Raw genomic sequence first — 20,737 nt, forward strand, 5'->3', positions numbered from 1 at the left:
AAATGTATATTCAACGCATCAGTTTGGAATTTGAATGGTAAACACGGTAGTCTCCTTGCCTCGCTGGGACAGGATCAGTCGTCCGCCCATCTTCTCTGTATTTCGCCGGGCAATCGCGAGTCCAAGTCCGGTTCCTCCGGTACCGGTGCGTGCTTCATCTCCTCGTACAAATGGATCAAAAATGGTGCTCCACAGTTCCTGGGGAATACCGACCCCCGTGTCAGCAACCTCAATGACTACATGCGTACCCAGCGGAATCAATTCCACCCGCAGCTCCGTTCCCTTCGGATTGTAGGACAGCGCATTGGTAATGAGGTTTTGAATTACCCGTGACAGTAATTCAGGATCGTATCTAGCGTATATCTCCTGATCAGGTACCAGCACATGAAGCACAAATTGTTTCTGCTCAATCTCTCCATAGGTATCCGCCATGACTTCACGCACGAATTCCCCGATCTCTCTCTTCTGGATCTGCATGTGATAATCGGGAGAGTCCACCTTGAGCAGTTCGAGCATATTCTGTATCATTCGTGCCACCTGAACGGATTTGTTATAGATATATCCCAGATAACGCTGCTGCCTTTCCTGGTTTTCTACCCGTCCCTCCACGAGAGCCTGAGCATATCCCTGTATGGAGGTAATTGGTGTTTTCAGATCATGCGACAGATCCACGATTAGCCGCTGCTTGCTCTCTTCCGCATAGCGCTTTTCAGCCGAGGTATTCTCGATGACATCTGCCATATAATTAAACGTCTCGCCAATCTGGACAAATTCCTTCTCTGCCGAGATGGACAAGCGTGTACTGTAATTTCCCTGAATCATCTGTGTAAGCCCCAGTGATAAAATACTCAGTGGTTTTTTGATACGACGTGCGACCCAATAGCTGTATACGAATATCAGGAGCAGAACGAAGCCAACTCCGATCATGATGTAAAATGACAAAGGATGCTTCAGATTGGTAATCAGCAGATTTTCATTCATGCGAATACTCACCAGATCACGCGGTATTTTCAGCAGGACATACTTCGCATCTCTCTCTGCTGTGTATGGAGAAATGGAATAATAATATGTGCTATCGCTTCGATTCTCCAGTCCGGCATACAACTCCGACTCACTGTAATATGTAACTGCATCCTGCTTGACACCGATCTGGCGAATGACCGAACGATCTGCATCCAGAATTTCGATCCACCCTCCGCTATCCATTAGACGCTGTATTTCCATGATTGAAGAGTCATCCTCAAGCCTCTTGTTCAATTCGGCTGCATAGACATGCGCCTCGACGTTCAGATCAGGATCAACCACCTGATCCGAAATGCGGAAATCCACGACATCCAGCGAAACCATGAGATACACAATCAAGACGAGCAGCAGCAAAAAGAAGTTGAACAGCAGGAAGTCCAGTGTCAGGGAGGTTTGCAAAAGTCGCTTTTCTCTAGCTTTCCGTTGGCGCTTCAATTTTGTATCCGAGTCCCCTTATCGTTTTTAAATATTCCGGTTGTCTGGAGTCGCGTTCGATCTTCTCGCGTATGTTGCTGATGTGCACCATAATGGTGCTATCTTCATGCGCGTAATAGTCCCCCCATACCGCCTCGTAGATTTTCTTGCGTGTAAATACCCGGCCAGGCTGCTCCAGCAGCAGATCCACAATTTTGTATTCCGTGGAGGTTAGGGTTACCGGTTTGCCTGATCGAAAAAGCACACATTTGGAGCGATCCAGCATAAGTTCACCGAGAACAAGATTGGTCTCCTGGGGTGCGGCGGATTCATGGGCGTCAAATTGATTCACACGTCTTAACAAAGCTTCTACACGAGCAACAATCTCCAGCGGATTAAACGGCTTCGAAATATAATCATCCGCACCGAGTCCAAGTCCGAGAATCTTGTCATGGTCCTGGCTTTTGGCGGATAGAAACAGGACGGGCATATGATGGGTTGCCCTGATTTGCTTGATTAACTGAAGTCCATCCATTACAGGCATCATAATATCCAAAATGACAAGATCGACCGGTACAGAACGAATGCATTCCAGCGCCTCCGCTCCATTCGCGGCAGTCCTGATGTCATAGTCCTTTTCAAGGTACAGTTGAAGCAGTTCCACGATCTCTGGTTCATCATCTGCAATCAATACGGTGTATCTCATGTTATTCCTCTCATTTCTTCATTCCTCTATCATCGGCTGTGTATTCTTCTACATGTATCTTACTACTATATACCACGTCCCTTAAATCCACCTAAATCAAACCTAAAGATAACCTAAATAAAAGCCCTGGCATGTGCCCGGGCTCGTAATTCTATCCATGATTTCCATGCTGCTGAAGCTTCAATGACTACTTCATATGGAGCCAAGGCTCAACCTTTTTATTCAAACTTTCCTTATCATATTGTATATACTGGCCTGCACGGTTGCGAACTGGATCACCGGCGTAGTACCGCTCATAGAGATCATGCCTCGCACCAAGTGCACTTCCGGTCAGATCCCAAGCCAGCTGAAACAGACGGATTTTCTCTGGCGCTTGCAGTGTCACTCCACCAAGATATTTGGCCATCAATGGTCCTACCGTTTCATCCAGATCGAATCGGCCCGACGGGATCTGAATCAGTCCACCAGCTGCAACGGTTTTCAGAATTTCAACTGCTCTTGGGTAATATCGGCTGCCCAGATTACGAGCTGTCTCAATGTATTTGAATGACGGGAGCCAGTTGCCATGCGCATCTGGTTGAGCCTGGGCCTCTGAAGCCACGATCAAGCCCTCAATGGTCTGCATCTGGCTGATCATCTCTCCGAGCTGTTCCTGAACATTCAGGAATGAATCCACACCGATCTCCTGCGCAATGGCTGCTGTGACGGCGGTGATGAATTCCAGCTTGGAGTGCAGCCGAATGATGCTCTGATGGTAGGCCAGACTGGAAGAGGCTGCGTTACAGCGAACCTGCCACACGGCTTCCGGATTGTTATGCAGCAGCACACGCTCCCATGGAACCAATACATCATCAAAAAATAATACAGCGTCCATCTCATCATAACGGGCACTAAGAGGATGAGCAGCATCCAGCTGTGGAGCGGCAAAAGATTCACGGCAAATCAGATGTAAACCCGGACTTCCCACAGCAACAATCACCATATGTGCCAGTTCCGGCAGATGCCCCGGAATCCGCTGAATCGGATACGCAATGATATCATCTGCATAAGGAGCTGCGGTCGCCACCATTTTGGCCCCCCGAACAATAATCCCTTCCGAGTTGGTTTTCACAATCCGCAGCATGGCATCTTCATCTTCCCCAACAGGCAGGGAGCGATTGATCTGCGGGTCACGCTGGACAATCGTCAGGAACGCATCTTTTCGTTTGGCCTCCTGATAGTAGGCCGCTATCTTATCTGAATACGTGGGATCATGTCGTGCCATATCCTGACGTGTGGCATACCATCCGACAAGACGCGAGCGGGCATAATCCGACAGTCTGCTCATGACTCCATAGGTTCGATCCGACCAGAGCCGAAATGCTGCCGCTCTACTGCTGACATCTTGAGAAGCGAGTGGCACCCGAAAAGCCTGATGCACATAACTTCCCGTCTCTTGATCCCAATATGCCACTTTTTCTCGTGTATCCGGATCATCCACCAAATTGAACAAGTTCTCAATCGTCTGCAGTGTTCCCTGAAAGGCGGGATGTTCGGTTACCCGGACACGCTTGCCATCCAGCCATACGTTTCGCTCATCATTCAATCGGTGTATGTAAGCTTGTCCGCAAGACATCGTGATGCTCATGATACATCCTCCCTCTCAGGCAAAAAGCCTGCTATGGCTACCAATCTCAAAGTACAATTGTCTATCTGCTGAAAATATGTATGATACACACCGTGATACAATTTGTATCTATTGAAATAGTACTGTGTCCAGGATAGAAAAGTCAACAAACACCGAACGAAGCGTCCGATGTTTGCCTAGGTCATGCCGGTTTAGATTAATTTGGAGTACATATGGCGTAAATACCGCCAGCGCACAAGCGCAAAGTATAGGATCTGCATGGAGGCAAAAACGCAGAAGATACGCAGGCTGTATCCCATAACCGAAAAATCGACCAACTGCTGCAGCGCCACAAATGCTACCGAGCTATGAATCAAAGCAATGAGTAAGGGCAGGAAAAACATGAGCAGCAGCTGCTGAGTTACAATTTTACGAAGTTCAGGACGACTAAGTCCCATCTTGCCAATCATGCGATACTGTGCCTCATCCCTTTCCAGATCCGCGTAGAGTCTAAAATAGGTAAAGCTTGCCGCAAAGGTAAAGAAGACAATACCGATCAGACCGCTCAGGATCAAAATGATCCCATTGGTTTGTTTCGAATTCAGCCAGTCCACAACGAGAGCGCTGAACATGAAGTAACCTTTCGTACGCGGCCGATCCTGAATCGAATTAACCAGTTCAGGGGCGAAGGCCCGCGTGCCCATCCAATCCTCCACCACAAATTGAGTCACTTTATTGGAATAGTAATCTTCACTCAATTCTAGGAATTCATTGTACGCTCGCTTCATCTTTTCAAACAATTCATCGGAAATGACGTAGATGTCCACTTTGAAATCAACAGGAATAACGATTTCGGTAGCTGGAGGAGACAGCTCAACCTGTTGATGATAATTATCAATTTCAAGATCGACCTGTGTTGGTGAGAACCCCTGCTCCACTTGTTTACGCAGCTCTTTGCGTGCTGCCAAATTCGATGGAGTCATAAAGGCCCCATTTTCCGTATCCAACGTGCGTTCTTCGTAACCAAGGGCCTTGGCCAGATGGTTGTATTCACTCAATTTGATGATATTGCTGCCAGTGTTATTCTCATACAGCTGGGTATAGCTGCCTTTTACATAGGGGACCTCATGGTCAACAAGCGTTTCCTCAATCTGTCTGATATCCCCCTCTGCCTCAGGTGTATCCCATGAATTCGTGTAAGTAAATGCATACGGGTTCGTCATCGACGACAACCCTGGATCAGCGATCGCCAGCATGGTGCCAATGCCGGTAAATGCCGAGGCTGAAATAACACTAACCATGAAAAACATGACAGCATTGTCTTTCATGCGATACGTAAGCTCGGATAGAAACAGTACATTGGTTTTACGGAAAAACAAACGCTGATTTCGTTTTAATGCCCGAATGACATACACACTGAGCTGTGTGAACAGCAGGTATGTACCTGCGATTACCATAATGACACTCCCCAGGAGCAGCGGGAAGGAGTACGTCACCCACACAAAAGTGAACACGCCTGCATAACCACCGCCAATCGACAACACGGATAGAAACGCGAGCAAGCGTGATGCCTTCGGCTCCGGCTTCGGCTTTTCCTCCGATTTCACCAGATCAATCAGCGTTCCCTTGCGGATAAGCAGAGAAGAAGACAGTGCAATGACAGCAAACAGAATAAGGAATGCGACAGCTGTCAGAGCGATTGCTTTTAATGGAAAATAAAATCGAAGACTGTTCTCCACAGCCAGCAGGGAACCGCAGATGAGCAGGATCAGTTTACCGAAGATTATCCCTAGTCCAACCCCCGCTGCAATGGCGGCGATCCCGATACACATGTTCTCCATAAACAGGAGCCGATTCATCTGCTTGCGTGTCATCCCAATGATCAGGAAGATACCGAATTCCTTCTTGCGTGTTTTTAGAAAAGAACCGACCGAGTACAGCAAGAACAGAAACGAAAAGATGAAAATAATGAACTCTGCAATCATAAAGCCCTGATTGGCCAGCAGAGTAACCGTTTCACTTGATCCCCTCAAGCCATCCTTCAAATCCGGGTGAAACAGAAGCAGTGCGTACGTGAAAAATATCATGACGGAAAATGTGCTGCTCAGAAAATGAGCCAAATAAATCCGTTTGTTGCGAACCACATTGTTAATGGCGAACTGGCGAAAATTCATGTCCTGACCCTCCCATTAGGGATAACACATTAATAATCTTTTGATAAAAAGCAGCCCGGTTATCGCCGTAGTGAATCTCATTATAAAGTTTGCCGTCCTTGATGAAGACGACCCGGCTGCAGTAGCTCGCTGCTACTGCATCATGTGTAACCAGCAGCATCGTCGCCTGATCCTCCTGATTGCGAAGCTCCAGCATCTCCATGACGTCACGTGCCGCCTTCGAATCCAGGTTGCCTGTTGGCTCATCCGCCAATATTAGTTTCGGGGAATGGATCAATGCTCTGGCAATGGCCGTTCTCTGTGCCTGTCCACCTGAAATCTCATAGGTCCGCTTGTCAAGAATCCCCTCAATCCCAAGCTTGCTTGCGAGCCTTTCCACACGAGCGTTCATCTCCCCCAGCGGTGTTCCATCGAGCGTCAGCGGCAGCACAATGTTCTCCTTTACCGTAAGAGTATTCAACAGATTGAACGACTGAAATACAAATCCCAGTTCTTTGCGCCGGAACAGCGCAAGCTCATCCGGGTTCAGCTCAAACGGATTTTTCCCGGCAATGCGCAGTTCTCCCGATGTCGGATGGTCGATCGTGGAGATCATGTTGAGCAGTGTCGTTTTGCCGCTGCCGGATGGACCCATGATTCCTACAAATTCGCCTTCCTGTATACTGAGGTCAATCCCCGATAATGCTTCGTAGGAGACGATCCCTTTATAGATTTTGCTGATCTGTTTTACCGAGCATATTTCCATATGTACCACTCCTTTTTACGTTGGACATAGATCAACCATGACCAACTTGCGTCTATTTATTCTTTGGTTATTCATTGGCACCCTTTATGCCCTGACTTCTGACTTTAGTTTACCGAAGTTTCGGCTATTCTCCTATGGCTTAACCTTTCACCTGCATGACAAAGTTGTAAGGTTCTTCTATATAAAACAAAAAAGACGCCATTACCACGGGGTAACAGACGTCGATCTCTTGAACCAACCTCTTGAAAAACAATGTAGAAAATCAATATACAGTCACTAGACACTAAATGTAATCCTGACCGTTGTCCCTTCACCATATACCGATTCCAGATCGATTCGATGATTCATTCGGGTCAGGACCTCTTTCACGATGTACAGCCCCATACCCGTTGACTCCTTGAAATGACGACCATTCTCTCCTGTAAAGAAAGGCTGGAACACCCTGTTCAGATCTGACTTCGGGATACCGGCACCCTGATCTTGAACTTCAAGAATTATGGACCGGTCTGCTTTATATGCACGCAGGTATATCTTCTGTCCGTTACCAGAGGAGTATTTGATGGCATTGGAGAGCAGCTGGACGATGACAAAACGAATCCATTTGGCGTCTGATTGCACAATTAGCGAAGCATCCATCTGAATCTCCGGATAGACATGATTGCGAATGAAGAAACGTTTCAGCTCATGAATGGCCTCTTCGCCTGCTGCCTTGAGTGTGACCGGTTCAACACTGAAGTCCTGTTCAAATGTGTCCAAACGCGCTACGTACAGCACCGTTTCCAATCCGCGTCTCATCTGATCTGTTTCCTCACGAATACTCCTGAGACGTGGGTCATCGTCTTCCTCGTCCTGCACGGTCAGTTCAATCACGGATAAAGGTGTCTTCATCTGGTGTACCCACTGATTCATAAATGTGAGATACTCCTGCTGACGCTGCTCCAGACGGTGAAGATGGGCATGATAATGACCATATTGTGAGTCCAGCAGCTTCTCCAGCGCTACGGATAAGGGAACCATCTCTTCGAGCGGAACAAATTCATTAAGCGAATTCATGGGCTGTGTCATTCGGGTATAGAACGCTCTGTGAGACATATAACGGTACGTCAGGTAACCTGCATATAAAAATAACCCCAGAGATACGGCATAGACAGCTGTCAGCATATGATCGTAACCGTCATACCAAAATACGCCAACGACGGTAATCAAGATGACGACCACCCAACAAGTCAAAGCAAGGTGTTCTCTCATAAACAGCTTCATGATGGTGAAGCCGTATTCCAGTTTGCGTTTAACCGATAACCGGAACCTCTCACCGTTTCCAAAGCGTCAATTATGCCTATTTCGGCCAATCGCTTGCGTACACGGGTTACATTGACACTGAGGGTATTATCGTCTACAAAGGAGTCATCCCACAGTTTCTCCAGAATCGTCTCCCTGCTCACGAGCTTCGGACTCCGACGAAGGAGCGTTTCCAGCAGTATCGTTTCCTTCTTCGTCAGCTGCACTCTGCGTTCACCGAGCTGAATCTCCAGTCTTTCCAGGTATACTGTTAACCCTTCCAGCTCGACCTTGCGTTCCTCGTCACGGGCTGCGTAATCTCCATACACACGCCGCAGCTGACTTTTGATTTTGGCCATCACGATTTCATGTTCGAACGGCTTCGTTATATAATCATCCGCTCCGTTCTCCAGCGCCATCACCTGATCCATCTTGCCGCTCCGGGCAGAAATAAACAAAATTGGACACGTGGACATCGTACGAATCTGACGACACCAGTAGAACCCGTCATAGCTGGGCAAGTTGATATCCAGAAGAACTACATGTGGCTGGATCTGCTCAAATTGCTGTAACACCCGCTCAAAATCCTCCACCAGAACGGCTCTGTCCCCATAACGTTCAATATGGGATTTCAGCAGTCCTGCAATTTTGGGATCATCTTCAACGATCATTATGGTATACATAAATGGGCCGCACCCCTAACCTGTAATAATGAAATGTAATATGTTCTCTCTTATTCCAAAATCATAACACAGGATGGATTATTCGGCATGAACCTGTTTGCGCCACTGCACTATGTCTGCGTTCAATTGCTTGAGGTCACCAGATGGCTGCTGCTCATCAGAGAGCTTGTACGACTGCTTCAATGCCAGAATGCGATACACGCCTTCATCAATGCGAGACTCGGTAATTTTTCCAGTTTTCACCGCATTTTTCAATGTATCAAATATCGTTTTGGCACTTTCATAGCTGTGAGCCACGAGCAAAATATCACTGCCTGCCTGAACGGTCGCGATTGCAGCTTCATTCAGCTTATAATTTTTGGCGATTGCACCCATGCTGAGATCATCAGTAATGACGACGCCATCATAATTGAATTTGCCCCGCAGATGTTCACCAATAATGACTTCCGATAAAGAAGCAGGATGATCGGGATCCAGCTTGGGGAATAAAATGTGAGCCACCATTACGGCTTCCACATGCTCTTTCACCGCAGCCTGAAACGGAATCCACTCCAGCTCAGCCAGCTGCTTCTCTGTTTTATTCACCACGGGAAGATCCAGATGGGAGTCCACCGATGTATCCCCATGACCGGGAAAATGCTTCACGACCGGAATCATTCCCTCACTGCGCAGACCTTTCATCTCAGCGACGCCGAGACGAGACACGAGATCAGCCGAACTGCCAAAGGAACGGTCACCAATCACCGGATTGTTCGGATTGCTGTTGACGTCCAATACCGGAGCAAAATCCACATTGAAGCCTGCAAGTTGGATCTGTCTTGCCAGCAACTTACCCATGGTCTCTGCCAGTTCGGCGTCTTTAGTCGCACCCACTTTACCATTGGACGGGATACTCTCCACTTCATCCGGCATTCGACTGACTTTGCCACCCTCCTGATCCACACTCATGAAGATGGGCACCGGATTGTCACGGTTTGCCTCTTTGATGGACTGCACAAAATCCGCTGTTCCCTGCAAAGTCGTCACGTTATTCCCATAGAAAATGATGCCTCCAACCTTTTGGTCCGCAATCATTTGTTTAGCCTGATCATCCAAAGCAGTCCCCTGTACACCAGCCAAAATCATCTGTCCAATCTTTTCATCCAGCGAGAGCTGGTCTAACTGCTCCTGAACCGGATCTGCCTCTACCTGAGGGGAAGCATTATTCTGCTCGTTGTTCTCCTCAGCTTGCTCCGCATCGGAATTAGCACTGCCTTCCGGTGCAGCTTGTTGTTCGGTAGTAGAGCCTGCAGAGGAATTCGCTGTGGAGCCTGGCTTTTGCGTTTCTCCACATGCGGTAATGAGCATAAGGACTGCAATCATCAGAAATAACATTTGAAACGAGTGTCTTCGTTTACTTCTTATAGAATCGTTATGTACATACAAGGAAAGCAACCTCCTAATTCATGTTGGAATGTGTACCGTAATGTTCAGGCATTACATTAACATAAGCAGCACTTTTTTCAAAATCACCTGCTGTAATTAAAAGAGTGAGATATGTGACTGATTAGCCAAAAAAATGTTTGCAATTGAGCGTTGTAGTCTGGTTTCTAATTGTTTTTTTCAACCGAAGGGCGTGGGTGTAGTATGGCCAACAGGGAGCGTAATTGCGGGCGAGAAGCGGTTTTCTGTTGTGAATTTTTCATATGTTGAAATTATTATTATAGTAAGTTGAAAAAGCCGCCTTTCGGCGGCATAAGGTTGTTGCGGATTGCTCGTTTTTGTTTTCCTTGACTGCTCGTTTTTGTCTTCCTTGTAGGTAAATATGCAGAAAAATGCTGAATACTATTCACTAATTCAATGTTTTCAGCACTTCAGTTGTAAATGGAATGATCTCGGACTGGCGTCCTTCACGCACTTTTGCAGGCCACTCCGGATCGCTTAGCAGAACACGCCCCAGAGCGATGAGTTCAAACTCCTTGTTCTCTAACATCGTATTCAATTGGTCCAAGTGAGCATCGCCAGTTCCCTGATTCTCGGTTGATCGGTCCACGAATTCGGCTTCCAGACCAACGGACCCAACGGATATTGCAGGTTTTCCGCTTAATTTTTGAGTCCAGCCGGCAAGGTTCAATTCGGAACCTTCGAATTCCGGCAGCCAGAAGCGACGAGTCGAGCAATGGAAGATATCTACGCCGGCCGCAGCCAGCGGCGCAAGAAATTGCTCCAGCTGTTCCGGGGTATCCACCAGGCGAGCATCATAATTGCCCATTTTCCATTGCGAGAAACGAAGTACAATCGGAAAATCCGGTCCAACCGCCTTGCGGCATGCTTCAATAACCTCAACTGCGAATTGTGTGCGTTTGATCAAGTCACCGCCATATTTGTCTGTACGACGATTGGTATGCTCCCAGAAAAACTGATCAATCAGGTATCCGTGAGCGCCATGCAATTCTATGCCATCGAACCCGATCCGCTTCGCATCTGCAGCTGCTTGTGCGAACGCTTGTACCAGGCCCTGGATCTCTTCTTCCGTCAAAGGTTCCCTGTTCTCTTCCCCTGCCATGCTGATGCCAGAGGGGCTTACAGGCTCCGCTTCTGCATGAGGCAGATCACCCGTACGCCTTGCAGTCCCCACATGCCACAATTGAGGCATGATTTTACCGCCGGCCTCGTGGACGGCTTGAACCACATTCGACCAGCCCAGAAGGGATTCATCTCCATGAAATAACGGGATACTCGCACCGCTTACAGAGGAAGGATGGTTAATTCCTGTCCCTTCTGTAATAATGAGCCCTACACCGCCAGCTGCTCTGCGTCTGTAATATTCAGCAACTTCCGGCCCGGGTACTCCCTCTGGAGAAAAACCGCGAGTCATGGGTGCCATGACGATCCGATTGGACAATGTAAGCTTGTCTGAAGTGAAGGGTGTAAACAACGCTGAAGGTATATTCATTTGTTTATAGCTCCTTTATCTTGTGGAATGTCAGAACCCAATTACCTTTCCATTTTATAGTTTGTGAGTTTTATTTTCAAACTCGTTAATGAAGCTATCTATTTATGTAACATAAAAAAAATAGAGCATCCCCGCAGCAAGTGGCAATACAATTACGCTGCTGCACGTGTACGCTCTGTGTTTACGTCTTTTTCATTTTAAATGATAGCCAAAAATAGATATGAGTCATAGTGTATACTCCTAACTCTTTCTGTTCGTTCCCCTTAATCCGAATTCACAGGAATGTCATTGCGATGAACTCTGAGGATTTTGCCTGATGAAGGTGAGACGACGTCCGGATCCGTGCCCAAACCGAAATAGAAATCCCCTTCATGCTCTTCAAATGACTTCGCATACGTATCCTGGCTAAACCGGAGGATTTCATGCCAATTGATCAGATCCGTGGTTTGATACACCCGGTTAATATACAGGTTTTTGTTTTGGAACGTGTAGGTGAGTACATATACTTTTCCGTTGCGCAGAAGCAAGTCTGTTGGCAGAGCTTTGGTATCTGGTAAAATCACGCGTCTGGCCTGGTTAATGGCAGTCATGACATTCAAGGATTTGGGAAGCAATTGACCGTCATTGAATACGCCACCAGCGATATAGACTAACTTGTTATCAAAGTTAACATTTTTCCCAATCTTGTTATACGGAACCGTTCCCTGTTGATAGGTCAGTCCCGGCAGGATTTTGTTTCCGTAGATTACAACGTCTTTCTTCTCCAGATTCGCATTAATTTCCAGGAAATTGGTCTTGTCATTCCAGATTTTATTGGCAGGATACATCATGCCGGATGCATACAGCTTGCCCCCAAGCTCAAACAGCGTATATGCCCTAAGCCCGAACGTATTAATGTTTGCAAACTTCTGCCAGCTTACGCCCATATCATGTGAAATCAGAATCGTTGGCTTATCCTCTGTTCCCAGGGCAGCAAACATTTTGCCTTGATACAGAGCAAGGTCATAAACGTGTACTCCAAGGGGAAGGTTGCGGTATTTCGTCCATACGTCCCCATCCAGCCGATAAAAGTTTCCGAAATTCCATTGCTCTCCGTCAGAATCATTACCCGGAATATAGAGTTTATCGTCCAGCACCTTGTAGATATCAATCTGCTCTTCATCCACAACCATTTTGGTTGATGGGACAATTCCAGGATTGCTGTTGCTGACTGCCTGCCTATTAAACGATGAGGTTGCTGTATCGAAATAAATAACCGGGATGGGACCCGAGTTCGGCGCTACCCCCATATTGCTGCTGTTGCCATGGCCCAAATAGATTTTGTCTCTGTACAACTGCATATCCCACACATTATTGGCGTAAGGCGTTTTGGCAAAAGGTCGTCCAAGCAGCTCAATCTTGCTTGTCACATCCGCAGAATTGATGGGTACATTGGATACCTTCGCCATAGCCCGTTCCACAGTTGGCTTGCCCTCGGCCTTGTCACTGCTTTTGGGCTTGGCACTCCCTGTAAGCATCCAGCCTACGCTTGCAACGATGGTCAAAATTAGAGCTGCCCATTTCGTGTTGTTATGCATGCCCGCTTCCTCCTTCGTTATAATATTGAATGCCTTTTCATATAAACGATACAAATTGTATCTTTTTATATTATGTAAAATAGAACAAGCATGCAATACATTCCGCCCTTTTCAATAAAAATAGACAGCTGCATCCGAAGATGAGCTGCCTATGCAAGTACTCTATTTAGTCATAATGACTTCGTTTATTGAATTGAGAAGATTTCTGGTTGTGACTACTCGGCTTTGACCAGGATTTTCACCTGATTTTTCTCTTTCAGAAGCGCTTCGAATCCTTGATCCACGACTTCATCCAGCGAAATACGTTTGGTCACCAGCTTGTCTGCCGGGAAGAATCCTTTATCCATCAGACTAATCACGGCCGGGAAGACATCCCGATAACCAATAATACCGTTCACTGTACGTTCTTTCATGACGATAGAGTTAGGCAGAATCGGAGCCGCTTGCTCAAAAATGCTGACGATCATCAGCTCTCCGCCAATACGTGTCGAATCGATCGCCTGCTGCAGCACAGGTGGAACACCTGTCACTTCATAAGCAACGTTTACGCCGCCTTGCGTACGTCTGTGAATCTCTTCCACAACATTGTACTGGGTTGGATCAATAACGATGGCGCCAAGCTCTTCGGCTTTCGCTTTACGCTCTTCAGACAACTCTACTACATAAATGTCGGAGGCGCCGGATGCTTTCAATGCTTCAATAACGAGCAAACCGATTGGACCTGCACCAAACACAGCTGCAGTATCGCCTACTTTCAGCTTGCTTTGACGCACAGCATGCAGCGCAACCGCAGACGGTTCCACCAAAGCACCCTGTTCGTAGGAAATGGAGTCAGGGATGGCGTGTACCATATACTCTTCAGCTGTTACGTATTCGGAGAAACCTCCGCCTCCTCCAGCGAGACCGAGGAATCCCATCTGGTCGCACAGATTGTATTTTCCCTGTTTGCAGGCTTCACAATGTCCGCATGCATAGATAGGTTCAACGACAACACGGTCTCCAGCTTGAAAACGGGTAACCCCTTCACCCACTTCAACGACTTGTCCCGAGAACTCGTGTCCCATCACAACAGGTGCTTGTTCGCCTGTTAGCGGATGTGGTGCTTGAGCTGGAATGAAAATCGGTCCTGCTGTGTATTCATGCAGGTCACTGCCGCAAATTCCGCACCACTCTACTTTTATTTTAACTTTCCCCTGCGCCGGGCTAGGTTCATCGATATGTTCGAGACGCAAATCTTTAACTCCATGCCAACGTAATGCTTTCATTCATTTCATCTCCCAGATCATAGGTTTGAATAAAACCGGAAACGTTTCCGTAGTTAAATATGTCACAGTTTAGATAGTCTGTCAAACACATTTTCCCATAAATAAGTCGAATTCATGAATTTTTTGCCTATACATGCAGCATGATAAAACCCGCAGTGATTACCTGCATCCAATGATTTGCAGATTATACGCTCAAGAACGTATGGAATATGTTAACACCTTGCTTACGGTTATAGGTCATGGAAAGTCTATTGACTTACAAAAAAGTGTTATAATCAGAGTATATACATGAATTCAACACGAAATTACTATAGATTCGGAATCGTTTCCGGTGAAGTGAGGTTACCCAAACGTGAGCAAAGAACAAAAAGTCACCATCAAGGATGTGGCGGAGTTAGCGGGAGTAGGCATAGCTACCGTCTCAAGAGCCATTAATAATTCTGAGGGGATCAGCAGCAAAACCAGAGATAAGGTCATGCAGGCCATTGAAGAGCTCGGTTTTGTTCCCAACACATCCGCTCAGAGTCTTAAAATACGCCAGACCCACCAAATTGCCCTGGTTGTTCCGGATATACGAAATGCGATCATTCCAGAGATCTCCTGGTCTGTGGAACAAACCGCCAAACAGCACGGTTATCACGTGGTGCAGATTAATACGGCGGGGAATGCCCGCACCGAACTGGAAACCATTCGAAATATTAAAAAGCTGCATGTGGACGGTCTCATATTCATGCCGCTCGCTTATCCCAAAACACTGCCGGGCTTGATCGATAAGGCTCCTCTTCCCATCTCCATGATTAACTACGGCAAAAGGCTTGAACCCTGCATTAAGGCAGATATTGTCTCTCTATCCCAGCCTGAGGGAAAGCTAGTGATGGAACATCTGATTAAAATCGGACGAACCCGGATTGCCTATGCAGGTGCCCCCAAGGACATCATTGAAGAGCGTTATCGGGCGTATGAACAAGCGCTGCCTCATGTCGATATTTCACTTGTCTATTTCGGAGAAGATTTCTCCCTGAACACCGGAGCCAACGCTGCCGATTACTTCCATGGACTGACCCATATGCCAGACGCAGTCTACGCCATCAATGACATGGTAGCCATTGGATTGGTTAACCGGTTCAAGGAATTGGGTATCCGTGTACCGGAAGATGTCGCTGTGGTTGGAGTGGATAACAATCAATGGACTACCGTCTCTTCCCCGCAGATTAGCTCGGTTTCCATTATGGGCGAAGAGGTTGCCAGACTGGCGACCGAATTGCTGCTCAAACGAATCCGCGAGATGAGCACTACCGACTATGAGCATATCCAGTTTGAACCCAGACTTATCGTACGCGAATCAAGTGTAGCGATGATTCGCCCCTCTTCATCACGTTCCTAATGGCTCATAATAGATGGGTGAAATGATGAAAATCACAAGCAAAAAAGGTGACCGCGCAGCCATTAATCACGGCCTGAGGGTCACCTTTTTGTGGTCTGTATCGATTTATTGCTGAATTGACGAGAACTTTAGCATGGTTGGTTACTCCTTCACGATCAACTGTCTAATCGGGCTCCCTTTTAGAAACATATCGATGTTCTCTACCGCATGATTGTAATAGATTTCATAATTTCCTCGGGTGACATAACCCAAATGCGGTGTTGCCAGCACATTGGGCAAGGTTCGCATGATATGATTAACGGGCAAAGGCTCCTGTTCAAAGACATCGAGTCCTGCCCCGGCGATCAGACCGCTTTGCAATGCCTCTACCATTGCCCCCTGATCCACAATTCCCGCACGGGAAGTATTGATCAGCAATGCTGTCTTTTTCATCCGCTGGAATTCAGCCTGTCCGATCAGATGACGAGTACGTTCACTTAGCACCAGATGAATGGACACGATATCACTTTGCTCCAGCAGCTCTTCCTTTGTTTCGCACCAGATTACGCCTTGTTCTCCAGCTTGTCCAGGTGTCAGATGCTGACTCCAGGCCATGACGTTCATGCCAAAAGCCTTCGCGATCGCGGCCATTCGGGAACCGATTTTGCCTAACCCGAGCAGCCCGAGCGTCTTACCGTACAAATCCATACCGACCGTACTCTGCCAGTTGCGATTGGATTTCAGTGCATTATTTTCGGTAACCAGCTGCCGGGACAGTCCCAAAATAAGCGCCCAGGTTAGTTCCGTTGGTGGATTGGAGCTGCCCTCTGTCCCACACACCGTGACTCCATGGCGTTCCGCAGCCTTAAGATCAATTGAGGCATTTCGCATCCCTGTTGTAATGAGCAGCTTCAGCTTGGGAAGCCTGGATATAACCGATTCAGGAAACGGCGTACGCTCACGCATCAGAATAACGATATCCACATCCTGCAGCTCCTGGATGACCTTTTCTTCCGAGCCCATGTAATGATTAAAGGTCTGCACCTCAACCCGATCCTGGACTAAACTCCAATCAGCCAATGACAGGGCGACGTTCTGGTAATCGTCCAATATGGCGCAACGTAATTTCGTTTGCAAGATGTTCCCCTCCTTCAGAATGCGTTGTATCCTACACCTACCCGTATTGTACCAATTCGACATCGGTCTGCCCAATGTCCTTAGACATAAAAAAAGAGCCGGAAGTCAGTTCCGCCTCTTCCATTCATATCAACATTTTAAAAATTAGCGCCGTAATGATAATCGCAACCGTGACCTTTGACAACCCCCGAACTTTGAATACAAACCGATCTAATTTTCCCTGATCATTGGTAAAGAGGGATGCTTCTATCGCGGCCAGAGCCAATACTCCAAACATGATGAGACTGAATGTTATGATGCCTACTCCACCAAGAGTCGTTATTGATACACCTATGACATAAAAGATAGTAAGATACAATCGCCAATATGTTGTAAGTGCCATGGAATTCCTCCTTGGAATTGGATGTTACTATTTTTACGTTTCACTTTACATATCGTCTCATATAAATCAATATTTTCCTATCAATTTACGATACTGGGGTTTGACGTGCACCCCACTCTTAACGCAGCGCATCCAGTTCAATTTCATGACTCACATATAGCTCCATCCTGGATCTCAATTGATTATAACGTTCCACCAACACATGATCCATTCCGAGTGCTCGCGCAATCACACCTAATATGGAATCATCCACATGTGGTGTACTCCAGCTAAACAGCTGATGATACAGGTTCAACATTGATTCTTGGCTCTCCTTAACATATCTAAGCGGGTGTGAGACGGATTCGAGTTTCAACTGGAGCAAGTCGTGGAATACTTGAAATCGATGCTCCGCAGCCGCACTTCTTGTTAAGCCTGCTTGGGAAGTCTGCACACTACTCGCTTTATCTGTAAATGCAGCTATGCCTTCTTCGTGCTTCAGATCTCTGATCAAATCCGAGAATGTTAATCCGACCATGGGCATCGCCATGTAGGCCCACCAATGACTGCCTGTTCCATTAGCGCACAGTTCCCAATTCGGGTTCCATAACACATTTCGAAGTTGTTCCTTCTGGGATATTCCGTACATCGCAATACCCCACACCAGCCCGCCATTGCAGTCCACTGACGCCTGTTCTCCCCATGCCAGAAGCTTCGGCACCATCTTATCAGCAGGAGCCCATTTTGCACATAATGCAGGGAGGATCTCCGGGAAAATAGCATTTCCGTATACCTGCTCGAATTTATCTCTCAATCGCTGATGTTGATCCTCACAAGGCATATGCAGCAAGGCCAAACAAGCATCTTTGGACAAATACCAATCATCTGTCATTACACAATCCACCAGATATTCGGTGCTGAGTGGATATCCCATGTAAGCCAGGACATGCAGAACGTCCCCGGGTACCCCCTCTTTTAGCATTCCTTTGTCAAAACTACATTGATAAAGCTGCCGGGCAAGCTCCATATCACCGCAACGCATGACGACTTCAAGCAGCAGTACATATCGGTAGTCCTCCGAATGCTCCAAATATAACTGGAGCAAGACCGCTGCGTCCTCCCGGTCCCCATACCTCGAAATAACTCGGCAATAGGACTGAAGCACACCCAGATCCAGAGGACGACCCGAATGAAACCATTCCAGCAATGTTTCGGTGGGCTGTATCATATCAATTTTTCTCCAATAATCAATAACGCCGCCTCAATACTTTGCTCTACAAACGAACGTTCTGGCCCCGATTTCATTAACACAGTAAGTCCAATCATTGAAACAACCAAAGATTTTGCAACTGCACTCGCATTCAGCTCACTAGACAATTCTCCGGACCGCTGCCCCCGTTCGATCGTCTCCTGAAAAATCACTGCCAGATACATCTGATGCTCTCGGGTTAAAATGGCGAATTTCGAATCGTGCGGAGCCAGTTCAACCATCGTATTAATACAAAAACAACCGTGGCTCGGCTTGGACACATCCCCCTCCGCCCCAATGTGCTCAAACAGCGCACGAAATGCCTGTTTTACAGACCCTTCATGCAGAAGCCTCGATCTGATTTGTGCGGCATGCAAAGTGGTATATCTGCGCAGCGCCATCTCAAATAACTCTTTTTTGTCCCCGAAGGCCGCATACAAGCTTGGACGCTGAATGCCCATTGCGGATGTCAGGTCAGTCAATGACGTGGCTTCAAATCCTTTATCCCAAAATATGCGCATGGCAGCATCAAGCACTTTATCGGTATCAAACTCCCGTAGTCTCACCATATTCTTTCTCCTTTTTATGTACCAATCGATATATTATATCGTAGCTATCATCCATCATGATGTCAATTGTAACCCTTAAATAAATCATTGAATTAATGGCACATGAATATTTCAAAAATATAAAATTGACATTTGGATGATATATACAGTATGTTAATTCAGAAATATTATGTACTGATCAGTATAAAAAATTTAAAAATCCATTCTTGAAAGGTGACTCTCATGAATACTCCGATTCAACAGGTACGCCCCTCTTCAAAAACTCATGCTGGCATGTCCCGACTTGTTGCGCTCCTCTTCGCTCTGTGCAGCGGACTTTCCGTAGCCAGCATTTATTATGCTCAGCCCCTTCTGGATGCCATGGCCAGGGATTTCCGGATCTCCCACTCACATATCGGCGTAATCATTACAGTGACCCAAGTCTGTTACGCCCTTGGACTCTTTTTTCTTGTTCCTCTCGGTGACCTGATTAATAGGCGAAAACTGATCATTGTGCAGATGTTCTTCTCCGTCGCGGCTCTGCTAGTCGTTGGCACCACATCATCCAGTTTTATCTTTTTCATAGCAATGGCACTCGTCGGAATACTGGCGGTTAATACTCAAGCGCTCGTTGCCTTTGCCGCAGCACTCGCTACCCCTTCGGAGCGGGGACGGATTGTAGGCCTTGTGACTAGCGGAATCGTGATTGGCATATTGCTCGCTCGAACGGTTGCGGGCACCCTGAATGATTGGATCGGCTGGAGGGCGGTTTACCTGTTCTCCGCATCGCTAACATTACTCGGAGTAGTCGCCCTGCTCCTTCTTCTGCCGAAGCATGAGCCAGAACGAGCAAAATTAAATTATGCTCAATTGCTTATTTCGGTAATACAACTCTATCGGGAGCTGCCTATACTTCGAATTCGTGGCGTGCTGGGCATGCTGATTTTTACTGCTTTCAGCATTTTATGGACTGCCATGGTCCTTCCTCTTAGCGCACCTCCATTCTCGTTGTCCCATACAGCCATCGGTGCTTTTGGTTTGGCAGGTGCCGCGGGTGCATTGGCTGCCGCCCGTGCCGGCAAACTCGCTGATCGGGGTCTTGGACAGCACACGACTGGATTCGCTCTTCTGCTTCTCCTTCTGTCCTGGCTGCCGATCGGCTTCGTTCATCAATCGTTATGGTTTCTGATCGTTGGCGTCATCGTTCTCGACCTCGCTGTACAGGCAGTCCACGTCACCAATCAGAGCCTGATCTATCAGGTTCGTCCTGAAGCACAGAGCCGTCTTACTGCTGCATACATGATATTTTACTCAGTGGGCAGTGCAGTCGGATCTATTGCTTCAACCATGATGTACGCCTGGGCAGGATGGAGGGCCGTGTGCTGGTTGGGAGCTGGTGTAAGTGCAGCTGCATTTCTGTTCTGGGCTGTTGACCGTTACCTACAACGGAATATAATCCATTCCTCTTGTGCTCCGACACAACATAAAGGAAACTGAATTATTTCTCCAACTTATTCCATACAACGATGAACAGCGTAGCAAGCGGACCACACAAGAGGGAGATCAGAAACCAGTTAAGCCCACTTCTGTTTTTCCCTTGAGCAAGTCCGGCATTGATTAACGCAAGGGTGCCCCAACCAACAAAATATTCGTTATCCATCACTCATCACTCC

Annotated in this window: 18 protein-coding genes; 2 read left to right on the forward strand and 16 right to left on the reverse strand. The window is 47.2% G+C overall.

Annotation, left to right across the window (positions count from 1 at the left end):
* Window positions 1-18 precede the first annotated feature (18 nt).
* The 11 genes from GUA98_RS00650 to GUA98_RS00700 form a co-directional block, all read right to left on the reverse strand.
* Window positions 19-1,458 (reverse strand): sensor histidine kinase, encoded by a 1,440-nt coding sequence (locus GUA98_RS00650; RefSeq protein ID WP_193721751.1) that lies wholly within the window; start codon window positions 1,456-1,458, stop codon window positions 19-21.
* Window positions 1,436-2,143: a response regulator transcription factor gene (locus GUA98_RS00655; protein WP_154893420.1), complete on the reverse strand. Its 708-nt coding sequence runs from the start codon at window positions 2,141-2,143 to the stop codon at window positions 1,436-1,438. Before GUA98_RS00655 ends, GUA98_RS00650 begins: the two co-directional genes overlap by 23 nt.
* Window positions 2,144-2,330: 187 nt before the next feature.
* Window positions 2,331-3,770 (reverse strand): 4-hydroxyphenylacetate 3-hydroxylase family protein, encoded by a 1,440-nt coding sequence (locus tag GUA98_RS00660; RefSeq protein ID WP_193721752.1) that lies wholly within the window; start codon window positions 3,768-3,770, stop codon window positions 2,331-2,333.
* Between the two features lie 191 nt (window positions 3,771-3,961).
* Window positions 3,962-5,923: an FtsX-like permease family protein gene (locus tag GUA98_RS00665; RefSeq protein WP_193721753.1), complete on the reverse strand. Its 1,962-nt coding sequence runs from the start codon at window positions 5,921-5,923 to the stop codon at window positions 3,962-3,964.
* Window positions 5,898-6,668 (reverse strand): ABC transporter ATP-binding protein, encoded by a 771-nt coding sequence (locus GUA98_RS00670; protein ID WP_193721754.1) that lies wholly within the window; start codon window positions 6,666-6,668, stop codon window positions 5,898-5,900. The genes GUA98_RS00665 and GUA98_RS00670 overlap by 26 nt, the downstream gene beginning before the upstream one ends.
* Before the next feature lie 276 nt (window positions 6,669-6,944).
* Window positions 6,945-7,928 (reverse strand): sensor histidine kinase, encoded by a 984-nt coding sequence (locus tag GUA98_RS00675; RefSeq protein ID WP_193721755.1) that lies wholly within the window; start codon window positions 7,926-7,928, stop codon window positions 6,945-6,947.
* Window positions 7,925-8,629: a response regulator transcription factor gene (locus GUA98_RS00680; RefSeq protein ID WP_153978207.1), complete on the reverse strand. Its 705-nt coding sequence runs from the start codon at window positions 8,627-8,629 to the stop codon at window positions 7,925-7,927. Before GUA98_RS00680 ends, GUA98_RS00675 begins: the two co-directional genes overlap by 4 nt.
* 78 nt (window positions 8,630-8,707) lie before the next feature.
* On the reverse strand, window positions 8,708-10,003 hold the full coding sequence (gene nagZ / locus GUA98_RS00685; RefSeq protein ID WP_193721810.1) for a beta-N-acetylhexosaminidase: 1,296 nt from the start codon (window positions 10,001-10,003) through the stop codon (window positions 8,708-8,710).
* Window positions 10,004-10,460: 457 nt separating this feature from the next.
* Window positions 10,461-11,564: an NADH:flavin oxidoreductase gene (locus GUA98_RS00690; protein ID WP_193721756.1), complete on the reverse strand. Its 1,104-nt coding sequence runs from the start codon at window positions 11,562-11,564 to the stop codon at window positions 10,461-10,463.
* A gap of 263 nt (window positions 11,565-11,827) precedes the next feature.
* Window positions 11,828-13,141, reverse strand: coding sequence for a hypothetical protein (locus GUA98_RS00695; protein WP_193721757.1), 1,314 nt, complete (start codon window positions 13,139-13,141; stop codon window positions 11,828-11,830).
* A 215-nt stretch (window positions 13,142-13,356) separates the two neighbouring features.
* Complete coding sequence (locus GUA98_RS00700; protein WP_153978204.1) at window positions 13,357-14,406, reverse strand: 2,3-butanediol dehydrogenase; 1,050 nt, start codon at window positions 14,404-14,406, stop codon at window positions 13,357-13,359.
* Window positions 14,407-14,758: 352 nt separating this feature from the next.
* Between GUA98_RS00700 and GUA98_RS00705 the strand changes: the two genes are divergently transcribed.
* Entirely contained in the window at window positions 14,759-15,790 is a 1,032-nt protein-coding gene (locus GUA98_RS00705; RefSeq protein ID WP_193721758.1) for a LacI family DNA-binding transcriptional regulator, read from the forward strand.
* Between the two features lie 141 nt (window positions 15,791-15,931).
* On the opposite strand, the gene GUA98_RS00710 is transcribed toward GUA98_RS00705, so the two are convergent.
* The 4 genes from GUA98_RS00710 to GUA98_RS00725 form a co-directional block, all read right to left on the reverse strand.
* On the reverse strand, window positions 15,932-16,906 hold the full coding sequence (locus tag GUA98_RS00710) for a D-2-hydroxyacid dehydrogenase family protein (RefSeq protein ID WP_227779320.1): 975 nt from the start codon (window positions 16,904-16,906) through the stop codon (window positions 15,932-15,934).
* A gap of 124 nt (window positions 16,907-17,030) precedes the next feature.
* The gene (locus tag GUA98_RS00715; RefSeq protein WP_193721760.1) at window positions 17,031-17,288 is read right to left on the reverse strand and encodes a hypothetical protein; all 258 of its coding nucleotides are present in this window, start codon (window positions 17,286-17,288) and stop codon (window positions 17,031-17,033) included.
* A 118-nt stretch (window positions 17,289-17,406) separates the two neighbouring features.
* A complete protein-coding gene (locus GUA98_RS00720) occupies window positions 17,407-18,495 on the reverse strand; it encodes a hypothetical protein (RefSeq protein WP_193721761.1) in 1,089 nt (362 codons plus the stop codon).
* Window positions 18,492-19,085 carry a TetR/AcrR family transcriptional regulator gene (locus GUA98_RS00725; protein WP_193721762.1) on the reverse strand — a complete coding sequence of 198 codons (594 nt, stop codon included), beginning with the start codon at window positions 19,083-19,085 and terminating at the stop codon, window positions 18,492-18,494. The genes GUA98_RS00720 and GUA98_RS00725 overlap by 4 nt, the downstream gene beginning before the upstream one ends.
* 222 nt (window positions 19,086-19,307) lie before the next feature.
* Here GUA98_RS00725 and GUA98_RS00730 point away from each other — a divergent pair, with 222 nt between their 5' ends.
* Window positions 19,308-20,561, forward strand: coding sequence for an MFS transporter (locus GUA98_RS00730; RefSeq protein ID WP_193721763.1), 1,254 nt, complete (start codon window positions 19,308-19,310; stop codon window positions 20,559-20,561).
* Between the two features lies 1 nt (window position 20,562).
* Here the strand turns inward: GUA98_RS00730 and GUA98_RS00735 are convergent, their stop codons facing one another.
* Window positions 20,563-20,724, reverse strand: coding sequence for a hypothetical protein (locus tag GUA98_RS00735; protein ID WP_167301695.1), 162 nt, complete (start codon window positions 20,722-20,724; stop codon window positions 20,563-20,565).
* Window positions 20,725-20,737 lie beyond the last annotated feature (13 nt).

This window comes from Paenibacillus sp. P13VS, assembly GCF_015143645.1.
GTDB classification, from domain to species: domain Bacteria; phylum Bacillota; class Bacilli; order Paenibacillales; family Paenibacillaceae; genus Paenibacillus; species Paenibacillus xylanilyticus_A.

Bases quoted from the DNA above. Each gene is read 5' to 3' on its own strand.
- GUA98_RS00655 (WP_154893420.1), bottom strand. From the start codon at position 2,143: ATGAGATACACCGTATTGATTGCAGATGATGAACCAGAGATCGTGGAA.
- GUA98_RS00660 (WP_193721752.1), bottom strand. From the start codon at position 3,770: ATGAGCATCACGATGTCTTGCGGACAAGCTTACATACACCGATTGAAT.
- GUA98_RS00665 (WP_193721753.1), bottom strand. From the start codon at position 5,923: ATGAATTTTCGCCAGTTCGCCATTAACAATGTGGTTCGCAACAAACGG.
- GUA98_RS00670 (WP_193721754.1), bottom strand. From the start codon at position 6,668: ATGGAAATATGCTCGGTAAAACAGATCAGCAAAATCTATAAAGGGATC.
- GUA98_RS00675 (WP_193721755.1), bottom strand. From the start codon at position 7,928: ATGAAGCTGTTTATGAGAGAACACCTTGCTTTGACTTGTTGGGTGGTC.
- GUA98_RS00680 (WP_153978207.1), bottom strand. From the start codon at position 8,629: ATGTATACCATAATGATCGTTGAAGATGATCCCAAAATTGCAGGACTG.
- nagZ (WP_193721810.1), bottom strand. From the start codon at position 10,003: ATGTTATTTCTGATGATTGCAGTCCTTATGCTCATTACCGCATGTGGA.
- GUA98_RS00690 (WP_193721756.1), bottom strand. From the start codon at position 11,564: ATGAATATACCTTCAGCGTTGTTTACACCCTTCACTTCAGACAAGCTT.
- GUA98_RS00695 (WP_193721757.1), bottom strand. From the start codon at position 13,141: ATGCATAACAACACGAAATGGGCAGCTCTAATTTTGACCATCGTTGCA.
- GUA98_RS00700 (WP_153978204.1), bottom strand. From the start codon at position 14,406: ATGAAAGCATTACGTTGGCATGGAGTTAAAGATTTGCGTCTCGAACAT.
- GUA98_RS00715 (WP_193721760.1), bottom strand. From the start codon at position 17,288: ATGGCACTTACAACATATTGGCGATTGTATCTTACTATCTTTTATGTC.
- GUA98_RS00720 (WP_193721761.1), bottom strand. From the start codon at position 18,495: ATGATACAGCCCACCGAAACATTGCTGGAATGGTTTCATTCGGGTCGT.
- GUA98_RS00725 (WP_193721762.1), bottom strand. From the start codon at position 19,085: ATGGTGAGACTACGGGAGTTTGATACCGATAAAGTGCTTGATGCTGCC.
- GUA98_RS00730 (WP_193721763.1), top strand. From the start codon at position 19,308: ATGAATACTCCGATTCAACAGGTACGCCCCTCTTCAAAAACTCATGCT.
- GUA98_RS00735 (WP_167301695.1), bottom strand. From the start codon at position 20,724: ATGGATAACGAATATTTTGTTGGTTGGGGCACCCTTGCGTTAATCAAT.